The organism is Methylophilales bacterium MBRSF5 (assembly GCA_001044335.1).
GTDB lineage: Bacteria > Pseudomonadota > Gammaproteobacteria > Burkholderiales > Methylophilaceae > BACL14.
In genome coordinates this window covers 605,065-620,652 of the sequence record CP011001.1, presented here as the reverse complement: position 1 = coordinate 620,652, position 15,588 = coordinate 605,065, and the positions used below count along the sequence as shown (strand labels likewise).

The window sequence follows — 15,588 nt, the reverse complement described above, 5'->3', positions numbered from 1 at the left end:
AGTATTTTTAATGGGCCCTACAGCCTCTGGTAAAACACGGATTGCAACACAACTATTTCAAGAATTAAAGCTTCAGCTTGTAAATGTCGATGCCACACAGATTTATTCTGATTGCAATATTGGCTCGGCTAAACTGCCAGCAGATGAATTAAAAAAATACCCTCACGAGTTGATAAGTATTATTTCACCCTGCGATAATTTTTCAGTTGATCATTTTTTAAATCACTATCAACAAATTTTAAATCAATTAAATGGCACGGGAATTAACCCGCTTTTGGTGGGTGGAACTATGATGTATTTTAATGCCATCCTTAACCCTCTTGACGATATACCAAGATCGACTCCAGACGTTAGAAAGCATGTAGAGGAATTAGTTAACGTTAATGGTTTAGATTGGCTTGCAGCAAAAGTAATGGAGGTCGACCCTCTGTCAAAAATTGTCAATACGGACAAGCAGAGGTTGATGAGATCTTATGAGGTATTTTTAATATCTGATCAGCCTCTATCCAGTTTTTATAACAAAAATCCTAAGGAAGATTCCACCCATGATAAAGATATCCTTAAAATTGCCCTGGTACCCAATGATCGAAAAAAGCTTCATGATGCAATCTCACTTAGGACTAAAACCATGCTAGAGGAGGGCTTGGTGGAGGAGGTGGAAGGGTTATTTGTTAAATACCCTGAATTAAGCTGGAATTCTAATTCTATGCGATCAATAGGATACCGACAGGTTGGCATGTTTTTAAGGGGGGAGATAAAGCAAGAGGAGTTATTCGATAAAATCTTGTTTGCCACGAGACAATTGGCAAAGCGACAAATCACCTGGCTCAGGTCCATGCAGGATATCCAGATTTACGATCCCTTCGAAATTGACATCTACCAAAAGATTAATGATGCGATCAAACAATTTATCAATTAAATGCCGATGAAAAGGGAAGAGGTTGTAGGCTTAAGCTGCTTACTTTACGGGACAGTATTTTGGGGCCTGGTTTGGTATCCCTATAGGCTGCTTGAGCTGAATCAAATTTATCCGATAACTGCTAGCTCCCTGACCTTTATGGTTGCCAGCATACTCGCATTGGTATTTGTGTTTCCAAAAAGACATGACGATATCCTTTTGAATCTGAAATCTTTGCTAATTTTTTCTTTGGTGGGATGTGTCACGAATATTTCATATGTGATTGCTGTTGTTAATGGAAATGTTGTCAGGTCGATGTTACTTTTCTTTATGTCACCTCTGTGGACGATATTTTTAAGCTATTTTTTAATACCTAACGATACATTTCAAAAAAAAGATGCATATATTGCCTTACTGTCGATTGTTGGTGGATTTATTATTTTATTCGATCCTAATTCATTTTTAATGAATGTTGGGTTCAGCGATTTTTTTGCACTATTAGCTGGAATTTTCTTTGCTTGCACTAATGTGCTGGCAAGAAAATTTAGCAAGATTCATTATCAATCAAAATCTTTTGCGATTTGGGTAGGGGTGGCGATTGGTGGAGCATTATTAATACTAATAACTAATGATTTAAATGTTATTAATTTGATAAATCCAAAAAGTCTATTGTTGTTACTCATCGTAGGCTTACTTCTTTTTTGTTCGACGCTGATTATCCAATACGGATTACCTAAAATTAATCCTGTTAAAGCAAGCCCTATTTTTACTTTTGAGATTGTTGTGGCTGCTTTGTCATCTTACTGGCTGGCGAACGAAATACTGGGCGTTAAAGACCTGGTTGGTGGCGCATTTATTATTCTTGCAATTTCTCTTTCTGCTTTGAAATAAGCTTTAAATAAATTTCTTCGATATTTTTTATATATACGTCAGGCTGAAATAAGACATACTTTTTGTTATTGATTTTTTCATTTAAATCTTTTAAATACTCTTGGTTGTTATAGAAGAAAATAGCTTGTTTCTGGTAATCTTGGAGATTATCAAATACCAGCTCTTCAGAACAATCGATGGCATGCAATAGGCTTGCCCCAACTCTCGATTGCATTGCTTCACCAATGTGCGTGATAGTAGGCTTATTTTGGTAAATTGCATCAGCTATGGTGGTATGTGCATTGTATGGATAACAGTCTAAAAATAGATCTGCATGCTCAATTCTGCCTATGTGCTCCTCAATAGGAGCATACTCTGCAATAATTATTCTTTTGTCATCAAGACCATTTTCCCTAGCATATTCTTTAATATTTCTTTTTGAAATATCGTTTTGCATTAGTATCCATAGGGATGACTTTGGACATTCTTGGAGTATATTTATCCAGACATCAAAGATATCTTTTGTTATTTTTAAATTTTGATTAAAACTGGCAAAGATAAAATGATCATCCGGGAGGTGGCATGTATCTCTTGATACTTTTATTATAGGCCTTTTAAAATTATTGGGTTGGTAGGTCGGTTTTAAATTAATGATTTGTTCAGAAAAGAACTTTGTATTTTTTTTATCAATAACAATTTCATCCGCAAATATGAAATCACTCAATGGTTTATCATTGAAACTTCCGAATGTCCCAGGATAGCCGAGCCAGTTAACTTGAATTGGAGCGGGGTGATATTTTAGGATATTTGTCCTACTATTTTTTGTAAACCCTGATAAATCGACCAGAATATCAATCTCTAAATCACTAATTTTTTGAACAAGCTCATGATCGGACATATTAAAAGTGTTAATAAAGTTTGTTGATAATTTTTTAAAAGATAAATGCTCTTTTGATTCCTCCTCAACACCATTAAATAGGAAAATTACCTCAAATTTTTCCTCATCGTGAAATGACAGGGCATCATGCACCAAATAATATAAGGGATGATTCCTTAGATCTGAGGACATGTAGGCAATTTTAGCTTTTCTGTAATTTATTTTAGTGGACATGGATTGCATTTCTGGTTCAAATGATAATTTTTTATTCCACTGACAGGCGATGTTTAAGTATTGTTCATTCGAGATCCCTGGTAGGGTAAGCATAGGGAAGGGTGGAAAAGAAAAATTCTCATCCTTTAGTCGATTATGAACATCTTTCATTAGGGTATCAAACTCATTCCAGTCATTAATCTTTTGATTCAGATGAAGCAATTGGACTAAGGCATTGTCATTTTTTTTAAGCTGATATGATTTCTCATAGCATTTTTTTGCCTCATATAAGTTATCAAGTTTTAGATAGGCATTCGCTAAATTGTTATACAGGTCTTCATCGCCTCTACCTCCTTTGCTTAATGCAGTTAAATAATGACTGACAGAGATTTTAATTTCATTATTGGCCTGCAAGACATTGGCGTAATTATAAAAATGCCGCCAATTATTACTCTCATGGTTTATTAGCTCTTCAAAATATAGCTTCGATTGTTGATAATTTCTTTTTAGAAATGCATCATTCCCAAGTTTATTGAGACAAAATGAAATTGATTCAGCGAGATGGTCATTGTTGCGAAAGATATGATATACCCTTCGAAAGTAGCCCAGGGCCTCTTCAAAATCTCCAGCCATAGCATAGTAGTTACCAATTTCAGTTTGAATTGAAAGGTCCCGGGGCGCTTTTTTGAGTTCTTTTTTTAATAGCTGTATGGCTTCATCGAATTTATTTTGTGATTCTAGGTCGGCAAGCGTTTTGTTGAGATCATGCATAGTTAAAGCCAATTATATTTTTTTTATTATGTCCTTTGATAAGGTTTTGATATGGGTTTAAATAATTTAAAAATTTAGCATCAAGCTCATCAAGATCGTTAGTCAGCATTTTAACTATAATCCTTGAAGCAAGCGGTGCTAAGGTAAAACCTTTGGAGCCATAAAAGCTATTTATTAAGATATTATCTCGCCAAATAAATTCCATTCTATTATGACTTTGCTTTACTTCTTTTAGCGCTTTACCTACGTATGGGATTCTCTGTTTTGTTGTATAACGGCTCCCAGTCCATATTTGTTTTTTTGCATTTTGAATCTTTGATATATCATCGAACCAGCCTACCTTGTTTTCAAGTGACTTTTCTTCCTCATTCTGGTCTATATACTTAATATCTTTATTTTTATGGTAACTTGACCCGCATGCAAAAGTTTTATCATCAAAAATTATATATCCGTCTTTTGATAGATTAACCTTTTCTGATGATTGATAATCTCCTTGTAGGATTGATCCAGAGTAGTGCTCACATATAATTTTTTGACCTAATAAAGTATTTATACTTTGAGGGTTACATAAGATAACGACATCATGATTGGCAATGATTTTTCCATTGGCATCGATCAACCGATGTCCTGTTGATTGTGATTGGATTTGTTTTATTTCAATTTGGGATTTGTTTATTTCTAAGTTCAAAAGGGTATCAGTACTAATCCAGCCAGCTGTCTTGTAAAAAATTGCATTTTGCTCACTCTTATGGCGGACGACACTGATTTCTTCGGAAAGGAATGGGTTATTTTGAACTGTTTTTTTCACTCTTTCATTCAAGTCTTCATTGCTAATAAAACGATAGAGTCCAGGAAAGGCGATGGAGGTTCTGTCTAAATGTTTGGTATAAAATTCTTTGGCATACCTGATCGCATGAAAATGCAGTAAGTTGTGATTATATGAGGCAATGCCATATTTTGGATTAAGTGATGCGTAGGGAGGAGAATTCTGTTGGTATTGTTTTTCATCACTATATAATGCAACGCCAAATCCAGATTCTTTAAGTGCAACTGCAGAACAAATTCCTGCAATACCGCCACCAATTATTCCAACACTCAAATCAGCCATAACAAAACCACCAGCAATATTGTGGCACCAAGAGTTTTTTTAAAATATTTATATTTAATTTTGCTAAATATTGTCAAATAAAGCTGAAATCGAAACCTCTCAAAAGAGTTAAATTGGCTTATATTCATGTATTCATTTATGAGATTTTTATAATTTATCAAGCCGAAATATTTAATGTCATCTTTGTACTTAATCATTCTTCTAAACGCACGCGCTCTGGTAAAGATGAACAATGACCATGGGTAGAAGTGAATCTTAGCGATATCTATGAGAAACAATTTTTTATTATGGAGAAGAATGTTACCTAGATGCATCGCTCTAAAATAGATGCCTTTTTTATGGACGATTGAAATATATTTAGCCAAGTCGGTTATCATTTCTTTTGTGATTTTGTTACCTAAATCACGGTATGTTTTGCCTGGAATGTATTTGTATGAAACACCGGACAATCTGTTGTTGTATTGAAAAGCTATTTCGTTGGTAATTTCAATTGATGGGATTTCATGTTCCTTTAATCTAATAGAATTTTTAATGATGCGGCTGGCGTAAGTATTGAAAAAACCACTGGATATATATCCCCTTACGTTAAAAATTTTAATTATTTTGTTTTTTTTATGAAAGGTCTTTCGGTGGCCTAAATCATCGGCTTTCTCAACAAATTTATTAAATTCTGCATCATTTTTAAAGAAGATCTTTTTCATTTTGAGGTAGGCGGTTTAATGGTTTTGATAAAAGAATATGGAAATCATTGATGGATCTTTCGTGGAAGCCACCAGCACAATAAGAAAAATAGTAGTTCCACATCTTCATAAATCTCTCGTCAAACCCAAGGCTCATAATCTTTTTACTATTCTTGTTAAAAGATTTTTGCCAGAGCGTGAGCGTTTTCGCATAATGCGCATTAATGTTTTCTAGATCAGAGATGATCAGGTCGGTGTGTCTTGTAATGGTTGACTGGATGGTATCAATTGACGGAATGCATGACCCTGGGAAGATATATTTTTGGATGAAATCTACAGTCTTTATGGCTTGCTTGTATCTTTGATCACGAATGGTAATTGCTTGAATTAATCCCATACCAGTCGGCTTTAGAAGAGAGCTTACCTGTTTAAAATATTCGGGGTAATAATGATGGCCAACTGCTTCTATCATCTCAATGGATACCAATTTGTCAAACTGACCACTCAGGTGTCTATAGTCTTTAAAGAGTAAGTTAATTTGTTTTGTTAACCCTTTTTTCTTAATTAACTCTTTGGCGAAATTATATTGCTGCCTTGATATGGTTGTTGTAGTTACCTTACAACCATATTTTTCAGCTGCATATGTCGCAAAACCACCCCAGCCAGTTCCTATCTCGATGATATGATCGGTTTTTTTGAGTTGAAGTTTTTTGCATATAATATCCAGTTTGTTTAAGGATGCGCGGTGCAATGATTGGGATTTATTTTCAAAAATGGCTGATGAGTACATCATTGTTTCATCTAAAAATAATTTAAAGAAATCATTACTTAAATCATAATGTGCTGAAATATTTCTCTCACTATTTTTTATAGAGTTTTTATTGAGATAATGTATTAGTTTGAAGAGCGGCTTGATAAAGAAGTTAAATTTCGTTTCTAATTTTTCTGTTAATTGTTGATTTACAGCAAAGACACGAATGACATTAGTTAAATTTGGGCTACTCCAGTATCCATTCATGTAAGCTTCACTCGCACCGATGGAGCCACCAAAAATTATGTACTTATAAAAGGCTTGGTCTTTTACAACGATTTCTGCCTTTAGAGGCTCTTTTTTTAATCCAAATACATGTTTTTTGTCGCCATCATAAATCACTAAATCAGCATGCTTCAAGTGTTTGAGGTTTGAAAAAAGGAGTTTTTTTAACATATTTATTTTAATGGGTGTGAATAGAATGGAGTTTTCTTAAACCAGAGTTTTAATGCATTCCAATATATCTTAAAAATAGTCTCAAGAGGAGATAATGGATATTTAAATATATATGAAGATAAGCTAAGTCCTGAAATCGATCTTCTCTTTAATTTAAGGGTAGCATTAAATACTTTTTCACTATTAAGATTGTTGTTCATGCTTATAACGATAACATCATTTGGTTTTGTAAATTGCCAGTTATATTTTATATGCATAGGCATAAAAGGGGATATATGAAACTCTTTATCAAAGTTAAAGGTGTGGGTTATATCTTCTTGGTTGCAATGATGAACATAGGCGAATCTTTCATTCCAGGGCGTGTTATTGATGTCAGATATTATGGCCCTTAGGGTAGAGTCCTGGTAACAATAATAAAAGCTGACCGGGTTGTAGCACACCCCGAAAACACGAGGAGTTGTCAGTATAAAAATTTTGTTTACCCCCTTAATTTTTTTAGTGGTCAAAAAGTCAATTAAATCCTTTTTTAAGTGCCTTGATTTACGAAAATAATCTTTTTGTCTAAAGCAGACAATATTTGGACGATCAAAACTCCAGAGGAAAGACCGCCGAAAAGTTAGGTTGACCTCATCCAGGTCAAGCATCAGCATCGAATACCTGTATGAGAATTTATTTTTTGTGGGTGCAATTCGATCGTGAGTGACCACGCCACTGTAAATTCCCTGATTCAATTATTTACCCCGCTAAATTTTATGGCATTCAGCGCGCTGACAACTCCATCCTCATGGAAACCATTTCCCCAGTAGGCTCCCGCAAAGGCAAAGTGTCCATCACATAATAACTTCTGCTTCTTTTGAGCTGCAAAGGTGTTTAGGTTAAATGTGGGGTGCTCATACGTTATTTTTTTTAAAATCTTTTTATTGTTTATTTTTTTATCAATATTTAAGCTAACCAGTAAATCTGATTTTGTTCTGATATTTTGCAAAATATTCATGTTATAGGACACCGTGACATCACTAATAAGTTTCTTATCAACATGATAATTCCATGCCGCCCATGCTCTTTTGCTTTTGGGCATGAGTGATGAGTCTCGATGTAATACGGCACTATTTTTTGCATAGGCAAATTGCCCAAGTATCTTTTTTTGTGTGGGTGTTGGCTTTTTAATTAATTTAAGCGCTTGGTCGGCATGACAGGCAAAAAAAACGTGGTCGAATGAATAATTACTCTGTTTTGTTTGCACAACACATTTTTTTCCATTCTGATAAATAGATTGGATATTTGCGTTTAGGATAATTGAACCGTTCAGTTTTTTTATTATTTGATCCACGTACGTCTTAGACCCATTTTTTATGGTCAGCCATTGGGGGCGGTCGTTGATATTAATCATGCCATGATTATTTAAAAATCTTAAAAAAAATAGTAATGAAAATTTTTTTACATCTTTAAAGCTTGAAGACCAAATGGCTGAGGTCATCGGCAATAAGTAGTTGGTCATAAAATAATTTGAAAAGTTATAAGAGCATAAAAACTCTTCGATAGTGATATTTTTGATTTGAGAGGCAGGCGTTTTGAGTAACTTTTTCCCTAATTGATTAAATTTCAATATCTCCCATATCATTACCCAAAATCTAACATTAAAAATATTTTTTCTTTGACTGAATAGGGTATTAAAATTGTTTCCATTATATTCGAGACCATTTAGTTTAGATTGAACACTAAAGCTCATTGATGATTTTTGAAAAGGGACATCAAGTTCGTTGATTAATTTTAAAAAATTGGGATAGGTTTTTTTGTTAAAAACAATAAAACCTGAATCAACGTTAATTTTTTTATTATCTATGGTTAGAGAGTGGGTATGCGTGTGCCCACCAACACGGTTGTCTTTTTCGAAGAGTGTGATTTGATGTTTTTTTCCTAGATAGTGGGCCAGAGTGAGGCCTGAGATACCCGAACCTACTACTGCTATTTTCATCAGTTATGTTTTTGTCTTATCGCCTTACTAACCGTTCTTAAATTATAAACAATCCCTAAAAAGGACAGAAATTTAAGTGCATAGTAAGTTAGGTCAACTTCCCACCAATAGAATCCCTGTCTGATAGATCCAGGGTAATGATGGTGATTATTGTGCCAACCCTCTCCAAAAGTGAGCAGGGCAACCAAAAAGTTATTTTTACTTTCTTCTTTTGTGTTGTATCGTTGTGTTCCCCATAAGTGAGCAATGGAATTGACGGCAAATGTGCAATGATAAACAAGAATTGTTGATACACAGAAACCCCAGATAACCATATTCAAACCGCTGATGCCTGAAGTTAATGATAAGTACTCACCAATCACAAATAAAGATAAAAGTAATAGGACGGGGGGAAACCAATCAAAACGGTCGATTAAGACTAATTCTTTAAACTTTATTAAGTCGCGAACAACCTTGCGATCGGTTAGAAAGTTTTTCTTGGCGAGGAACCAGCCCATATGGCTCCATAAAAAGTGATGCGTGTGTGGTGAGTGGTGGTCATTATGCCTATCTGAATTTAGATGATGTCGTCGGTGATGTGATGCCCACCAAATCGGACCTCGTTGTGCTGCTGTTGATCCAATGAAGGCAAAGATGAATTGCATCAATCTAGATGTTTTGAAGGTTTTATGTGCAAAGTAGCGATGATAAAAGCCTGTAATGGCAAACATGCGAATTACAAATAAAATCAGGGCCACCCACACTAGATACCATTCAAAATGGGTCCAAAGGGCTGCCAAAGCTCCAAAGTGGATCAGGATGAAGGGGATAACCCTGAACCAGTCGATTGTGTCTCCATCAACACCTTTTTGTTTTTGATAGTATTTCTCAGCGTAATTATTATCGAAAATTTTTAATAAGAAATGCTTCATTAGTTGTGAGGGACAAAACGTAACATATTCTTATCATAACCCAGTTCGGTGGTTTTTTTATAAATCCATTGTTTTTTTTCGGTAGGTAAGTCTATTGTTCGTGACATGAACCACAGGTAGTCTCTCTTATCTCTAGCGACAATTGTGTTCTCATAGCCTTCATCAATATAAGCGATGATATATTGTGCCTTTATGGGCCAAATAAACTGCATCCCCCAAACAGCATTATTTGTTCCAGGAACAACAAACCCTTTTGGTCTGTAGATTTTTTCTGGGCCATCTAAGGAACCTTTGTTAAAGGTAAAAGTAGTTTCAATCACCTGGTCTGTTGAATTAAAAGAGTAACTTTCCACTGCATTAAAAGCATTTTTTTCAATCAGCGCCGGGATATGGGCCAACACATACCAATCTCCCATAAAATCATCCAACGAAACCTCCTCCACGGGCTCAATCTTAGGAAGACCGTTTGTTGCACAGGCGGAAATTAGTGTAAATATTATAAGGACTATTTTTTTCATAATAACTTTCGTAAATAAGGTCTGGATATAACTAGAGCAATGGCTCCTAACATGGTTATGATGCTTATGAACTTAAATAAGTTCAGGTCCAAGTTTTGAACAAGTGAAGGAAGGAGTCCTGCGAGATAGCTAGCAATGGCAAAGGTCAGAAACCATAAACCAATCATGAAAGATTGAATTTTTTTTGGTGCCACTTTAGTTACCATGGATAAGCTGGTTGGCGACAGACACAATTCACCCAGTGTGTGAAAAAAATAAATAAGGACAATCCAAGCGAAGTGAATATTTTCCATATCCTGGATGAGTGTCAAAATTATAAATCCCAAACTCATCAATAATAGTCCGAGACTCATTTTTTCTGGCGTTTCAGTTCTAAATCTTGAATCTATACGAAACCAAATTTTAGCAATAAACGTACCTAAACAAATAATGATCAGTGGATTAATGGCAAGAAAGAATGTGGTTGGTATGGTGAAATTAAAAAAACTTTTATTCACTTTTGAATCTGTAAAAAGCGTAAGTGACCCACCGGCTTGCTCGAAACCGACCCAAAAAATGACCGAAAACAGACCAAGGATAAAAATATAGTATATTTTTTTTAAATCTTTTCTATTAAACGGAAAGGATGATCGCTTAATAAAAAATAATATAACCGTGAGAATGATTAAAAGAACAAACCATATTGGTGAATAGATGATAAAACAAATTAAAGCCACATTTATGAATAAAAAGATTTTAATTTTTGAATAATTAATTTGTTTTTTTAAAATCTCAATTTGGTTAATTTTTAAGCAAAATACGATTAAGCCAAGAAGCATCCCAAAAGCAGCCATTAAAAAGCCTAAATGCCAGCTGTAAAATTCACCTATAAAACCAATTATTAGAGGAGCTAAGAAAGCTCCGATATTAATTCCGATATAGAAATAACTAAATCCCTCATCTCTTAATTTTTCTGGTTTTGATTTGTATAGGTTACCTAGCATGCTTGAAATATTTGGTTTAAAGAAACCATTCCCAGCAACTAAGAAGCCAAGACCAATGAAGAATAAGGACTCAAATGCAAGTAGGGCATGTCCTATCATCATCAAGATCCCGCCAATCAAAATAGCATTTACATTATTAATATATTTATCGGCAAGATAACCACCCAAAAGTGGTGTTAAATAGACTAATCCGGTATAGATGCCATAAATATGAAGGGCTTCGGTATCCGGATAAGCCATCGCATTTACTAAATAAAGAACCAGCAGGGCTCGCATGCCATAAAAACTAAATCTCTCCCACATTTCAGTGAAAAAAAGTGTGCGAAGTAATTTTGGGTGTTTCATGAAGTTATTGAAGGAGGTTTAAGAGATCATTCTCAAGGTTTTTTGGCTCAAACTGTGAGTCGTTGCTGATTTTGAAATCAAAATGATCCTCAACACGCTCGCCCATGGTCGTAATTTTGGCATTAGACAGGCTAATGTTGTATCTTTTTAGTAGAGAGGCAACGGATAATAATAACGCTTTACGATTGGCCGTTTTGATCTGCAAGTGAAATAGCCCATCGTCATTTATTAGCTCAATAAAATCCTCAATTTGATGGAAGCTGGCCTGTCTTGATTTTTTCATTAGGTTGTTAGAAGTATTAAAGCTATTCTTGCTAACATCCTGATCAATTACATTCGTGAGATTTTCTTCAATATACTTAAAAAAGTCCTTGAACCTCAATGAGCTTTCATCTTCATAGGAAATATTAAAGACATTTAATGCGTAGTTATGATTTGTTGTAAAAATTTTAGCTTGACTGATTTCGCATGATATTTCATTGAAAAAATGGCAAGTTTTGTAAAAAATATCATTTTTATCTTTTGTATAAATCAACACCTCAATACCTTGCCCGCCTTTTTGATGCCTGACTCTGGTAATTGTTTTTTGTGTGTTTGCGTGTGAGAGAAGAAGCCGTGTGTGCCATGATATTTCTAGGGCTTCAAACTTGGTAAAGTATTCAGAGCCCATTAGCAACCAGTTTTTTTGATACATGTGTGGTTCAATTGAATATTTAATTAAATTATTTTGAATTTGCTTCACTCTTTGCTCAATAAATTGCTCGTTAGTGAGTTTGTTTTGCAAGTATTTTGTCGCTGTCTGGTGAAGGCCATTAATTAGAACTGATTTCCATTGATTCCAAACCTTGTGGCTTGTGCCTCGAATATCTGCGGTAGTTAACAGGTATAGCAAATCAAGACGATCCTGATTTTGAACTTCATTTGCAAAGGAGCGAATCACCGAAGGATCAGCAAGGTCAAGCTTCTGGGCAACATTTGACATTAATAAGTGATTTTTTACTAACCACGAAATTGTTTGAATATCAGGTGTGCTTAGGTTAAACATTCGACCAAATCTCTTAACTTCCTTTTCGCCTAAGCTTGAATGATCACCTCCTCTTCCTTTGGCAATATCATGGAATAGACCAGCTAGATATAGAATGGATGGGTCTTTAAGTCTTTTGAATGCCTCATGGGATTCGGGTGATTCATGTTTTAGTTTAGCCTTGCTGTATCTTCTCAAGTTATCGATTACATTGAGTGTATGTTCGTCTACGGTGTAGATGTGGAATAGGTCATGCTGCATTTGTGAAATTATCTTTCCAAAAACAGGTAAAAATTTCCCTAAAATGTTATATCGGTTGAGTAACCTTAATGATCGATTTACTTTTTGTTTTTCTTTAAATACTTGCAAAAAATCTTTTTGGATATTTTTGTCTGACCTGTAAGTCTTATCAATAAGAAGGTTTGCGGTTGTTATGAAGTGGTCAATTAAATTGGGTCCAAAGCCCTGTATTAATGGGTTACGTTGAAAAATATGGAAGTATGCAAAGATTTTCTTCGAAATATCTTTCTTTGTATTTTTGTTAAGTTCCAATAGTCCATCGGATATGTAAAGCTCATTAAAACCTTCAACTTTTTCTTTGCTAGATTGAAACTCAACAGTAAATTTTTTTGTAATAATTTCATTGAATAGTATTATATAACGTATTGATTTATATAAACTATTCATTACAAATTCACTTGCTTTTTTATTTGATGAATTCTTAAAACCTAAATCTTTTGCAATCTTTGATTGATAGTCAAAGAGCATCCTATCTTCCTGGTGGTCGGTTGCAATATGAAGATAAATTCTTCTTTTGATTAACTTGTTGTAATGAAAGTTTATTAGGTTGAGTTGTTTTTTGGTGATTACCTTGCTTTCTAACAAAGTTTTGAGGTTATGATCTCCATACTTTGCTGCACATAGCCATCGAATGAAATGGATGTCACGTAAACACCCTCTGGATTCCTTAATATTTGGCTCTAAGAGATATCCAGACTTACTAAATTTCTGATGCCTTAATTCCTGCTCTTTGACTTTTGCTAGGATAAATTTTTTAACGTTTAATATTTTTTTAAATTTTTCATTATATTTTTCATATAAAAGGTTATTTCCACAAATGAGCCTGGACTCTAGAAGGTTGGTAGCAATTGTAATGTCTTTTATGTCTTTTGATATCTCATCAATTACCCTCTGACTAACACCCAGCCTGAATCCAAAATCCCAACAAAGTTGAATAAAATTTTCTAACTTCTCATTATTGATATTGATTGAATCTATGCTATTGGTAATGATTGTTATATCAATATCTGATGATGGATAGAGTTCCTTTCTGCCATATCCACCAACTGCAACAAGACAAAATGAATCATTTAAATCAGCTATCACCCACAATTTTTTTAAAACATCGTCACAGAGTTTCGTATTTTGCTTTAAGAAACCTGAGCTATTATGTTTTTTTAAAAACTGAGACTTTATTTGATCAAATCTAATGTCATATGATTTTTTAATGAATTTAAAATCTTTTTTTTTTGATTCCATGCGATTAATCAAGAAAGGGTGGGGGTGTATGTTCGGATATAGTTAAGACTTCATACCCGTCTTTAGTAACTAAAATGGTATGTTCCCATTGTGCTGACAATGATCTATCCTTAGTGACAACTGTCCAACCGTCTGGCATCATACGAATATCTTTTTTACCTGCATTTACCATTGGTTCAATGGTGAATGTCATACCTTCTTTTAATTCGAATCCTGTTCCTTTTTTTCCATAGTGGAGGACTTGCGGTTCTTCATGGAAAACTTTCCCAATTCCATGCCCACAAAACTCTCGTACAATTGAAAATCCGTGGCTTTCCGCAAAATGTTGTATTGAAAAGCCGATATCACCTAATTTTGCACCAGGCCCAACTTCTCTAATACCTTTCCACATTGCTTGGTATGTAATTTCACATAGTCTTTTTGCCTGAATTGAGGGTTCACCAACATAAAACATTCGGCTGGTGTCACCGTGATAACCTTCTTTAATTACAGTGATATCAATATTAACAACGTCACCCTTTTTGAGCACTCTATCACTTGGAATTCCATGACATATTTGATTATTAATCGATGTACAAATTGATTTTGGGTAAGGAGCATGACCTGGAGGTGCATAGTTTAGTGGGGCTGGTACTGTATCTTGAACGTTAACCATGTAATCGTGGCATAAACGATCAATTTCTTCCGTTGTAACACCAGGTTGTACATGTGGAGTTATAAAGTCTAAGACTTCCGCAGCCAATTTTCCGGCGACTCGCATTTTGCGAATATCATCTTCATTTTTTATTGTAACTGACATGTATTTCCTATACTTACAACCAAAATTGTATTATAATTGCGTTTTTTTAAAATTTGCACTTATGCCACCTAAGGTGCTAGTTCTCTAGTTTGGCGTGAGTGAAGTGATAACCTATAGGAGAATATCATGTCAGTTACAATGAGACAAATGCTTGAGGCTGGTGTCCATTTCGGTCACCAAACCCGTTACTGGAACCCAAAAATGGAATCATTTATTTTTGGTGAACGTAATAAGATCCATATTATCAATCTTGAAAAAACACTTCCTCTTTTTGAAGAAGCTTCAAAATTTCTAAAAAACCTTGCTGCAAACAAAGGGCGAATCTTATTTGTTGGTACAAAACGTCAAGCAAGAGAAATTGTTAAAGAAGAAGCTGAAAGAGCTGGTTGCCCATACGTAAATCATAGATGGTTAGGCGGGATGTTGACTAACTTTAAAACAGTAAAGCAATCTATTAAGCGTTTAAATGAACTTGAAACTATGATTGCTGACGGATCTCTTGATAAATTGAAAAAAAGAGAAGCTCTAACTGTTAAACGTGATCATGAAAAACTTGTCCGCTCAATTGGTGGTATCAAAGAGATGACATCCTTGCCTGATGCAATATTTGTAATTGATGTTGGTTTTGAAAGTGGAGCAGTGGAAGAAGCAACAAAATTAGGTATCCCTGTTGTGGGAATTGTTGACTCCAACAACTCTATTGAAAATATTTCTTATGTTATTCCTGGAAATGACGACTCAAGTAGAGCTATTCGCCTCTATGCAAGAGGCATGGCTGATGCAGTCTTGGCTGGCAAAAATCAAGCGATTACTGATTTGGCAAAATCGGTATCCGAAGAGACTGCTGAAGAAGAATAATTAATAACTAAA

Annotated in this window: 12 protein-coding genes and 2 pseudogenes; 3 read left to right on the top strand and 11 right to left on the bottom strand. The window is 34.6% G+C overall.

The window, feature by feature from the left end:
• The first annotated feature begins 10 nt into the window (after positions 1–10).
• Entirely contained in the window at positions 11–919 is a 909-nt protein-coding gene (locus UZ34_03385; protein AKO64468.1) for a hypothetical protein, read from the top strand.
• On the top strand, positions 920–1,789 hold the full coding sequence (locus UZ34_03380; protein AKO64467.1) for a hypothetical protein: 870 nt from the start codon (positions 920–922) through the stop codon (positions 1,787–1,789). It abuts the gene before it with no gap.
• Here UZ34_03380 and UZ34_03375 read toward each other — a convergent pair.
• The 11 genes and pseudogenes from UZ34_03375 to UZ34_03325 all read right to left on the bottom strand — a co-directional run bounded on the left by UZ34_03375 (position 1,755) and on the right by UZ34_03325 (position 14,718).
• On the bottom strand, positions 1,755–3,629 hold the full coding sequence (locus UZ34_03375; GenBank protein ID AKO64466.1) for a hypothetical protein: 1,875 nt from the start codon (positions 3,627–3,629) through the stop codon (positions 1,755–1,757). The genes UZ34_03380 and UZ34_03375 overlap by 35 nt on opposite strands.
• The gene (locus UZ34_03370) at positions 3,622–4,737 is read right to left on the bottom strand and encodes a hypothetical protein (protein ID AKO64465.1); all 1,116 of its coding nucleotides are present in this window, start codon (positions 4,735–4,737) and stop codon (positions 3,622–3,624) included. The genes UZ34_03375 and UZ34_03370 overlap by 8 nt, the downstream gene beginning before the upstream one ends.
• The gene (locus UZ34_03365; GenBank protein ID AKO64464.1) at positions 4,725–5,438 is read right to left on the bottom strand and encodes a hypothetical protein; all 714 of its coding nucleotides are present in this window, start codon (positions 5,436–5,438) and stop codon (positions 4,725–4,727) included. The genes UZ34_03370 and UZ34_03365 overlap by 13 nt, the downstream gene beginning before the upstream one ends.
• Positions 5,419–6,624, bottom strand: a complete 1,206-nt coding sequence (locus UZ34_03360) for a cyclopropane-fatty-acyl-phospholipid synthase (GenBank protein AKO64463.1) — start codon at positions 6,622–6,624, stop codon at positions 5,419–5,421. The genes UZ34_03365 and UZ34_03360 overlap by 20 nt, the downstream gene beginning before the upstream one ends.
• 2 nt (positions 6,625–6,626) lie before the next feature.
• Positions 6,627–7,355, bottom strand: coding sequence for a hypothetical protein (locus tag UZ34_03355; GenBank protein ID AKO64462.1), 729 nt, complete (start codon positions 7,353–7,355; stop codon positions 6,627–6,629).
• The gene (locus UZ34_03350) at positions 7,352–8,599 is read right to left on the bottom strand and encodes an FAD-dependent oxidoreductase (protein ID AKO64461.1); all 1,248 of its coding nucleotides are present in this window, start codon (positions 8,597–8,599) and stop codon (positions 7,352–7,354) included. The genes UZ34_03355 and UZ34_03350 overlap by 4 nt, the downstream gene beginning before the upstream one ends.
• Positions 8,599–9,510, bottom strand: a complete 912-nt coding sequence (locus UZ34_03345) for a stearoyl-CoA 9-desaturase (GenBank protein AKO64460.1) — start codon at positions 9,508–9,510, stop codon at positions 8,599–8,601. The genes UZ34_03350 and UZ34_03345 overlap by 1 nt, the downstream gene beginning before the upstream one ends.
• A complete protein-coding gene (locus UZ34_03340) occupies positions 9,510–10,028 on the bottom strand; it encodes a membrane protein (GenBank protein AKO64459.1) in 519 nt (172 codons plus the stop codon). The genes UZ34_03345 and UZ34_03340 overlap by 1 nt, the downstream gene beginning before the upstream one ends.
• Before the next feature lie 98 nt (positions 10,029–10,126).
• A pseudogene (locus UZ34_03335) lies at positions 10,127–11,356 on the bottom strand (hypothetical protein).
• 79 nt (positions 11,357–11,435) lie between these two features.
• Positions 11,436–13,919, bottom strand: a pseudogene (locus UZ34_03330) (hypothetical protein).
• Positions 13,920–13,923: 4 nt separating this feature from the next.
• Complete coding sequence (locus UZ34_03325) at positions 13,924–14,718, bottom strand: methionine aminopeptidase (GenBank protein ID AKO64458.1); 795 nt, start codon at positions 14,716–14,718, stop codon at positions 13,924–13,926.
• 126 nt (positions 14,719–14,844) lie between these two features.
• On the opposite strand from UZ34_03325, the gene UZ34_03320 reads away from it, so the two are divergent.
• Positions 14,845–15,576: a 30S ribosomal protein S2 gene (locus tag UZ34_03320; GenBank protein AKO64457.1), complete on the top strand. Its 732-nt coding sequence runs from the start codon at positions 14,845–14,847 to the stop codon at positions 15,574–15,576.
• Positions 15,577–15,588 lie beyond the last annotated feature (12 nt).

Bases quoted from the DNA above. Each gene is read 5' to 3' on its own strand.
- UZ34_03320 (AKO64457.1), top strand. From the start codon at position 14,845: ATGTCAGTTACAATGAGACAAATGCTTGAGGCTGGTGTCCATTTCGGT.
- UZ34_03325 (AKO64458.1), bottom strand. From the start codon at position 14,718: ATGTCAGTTACAATAAAAAATGAAGATGATATTCGCAAAATGCGAGTC.
- UZ34_03375 (AKO64466.1), bottom strand. From the start codon at position 3,629: ATGCATGATCTCAACAAAACGCTTGCCGACCTAGAATCACAAAATAAA.
- UZ34_03360 (AKO64463.1), bottom strand. From the start codon at position 6,624: ATGTTAAAAAAACTCCTTTTTTCAAACCTCAAACACTTGAAGCATGCT.
- UZ34_03385 (AKO64468.1), top strand. From the start codon at position 11: ATGGGCCCTACAGCCTCTGGTAAAACACGGATTGCAACACAACTATTT.
- UZ34_03350 (AKO64461.1), bottom strand. From the start codon at position 8,599: ATGAAAATAGCAGTAGTAGGTTCGGGTATCTCAGGCCTCACTCTGGCC.
- UZ34_03365 (AKO64464.1), bottom strand. From the start codon at position 5,438: ATGAAAAAGATCTTCTTTAAAAATGATGCAGAATTTAATAAATTTGTT.
- UZ34_03370 (AKO64465.1), bottom strand. From the start codon at position 4,737: ATGGCTGATTTGAGTGTTGGAATAATTGGTGGCGGTATTGCAGGAATT.
- UZ34_03345 (AKO64460.1), bottom strand. From the start codon at position 9,510: ATGAAGCATTTCTTATTAAAAATTTTCGATAATAATTACGCTGAGAAA.
- UZ34_03340 (AKO64459.1), bottom strand. From the start codon at position 10,028: ATGAAAAAAATAGTCCTTATAATATTTACACTAATTTCCGCCTGTGCA.
- UZ34_03380 (AKO64467.1), top strand. From the start codon at position 920: ATGCCGATGAAAAGGGAAGAGGTTGTAGGCTTAAGCTGCTTACTTTAC.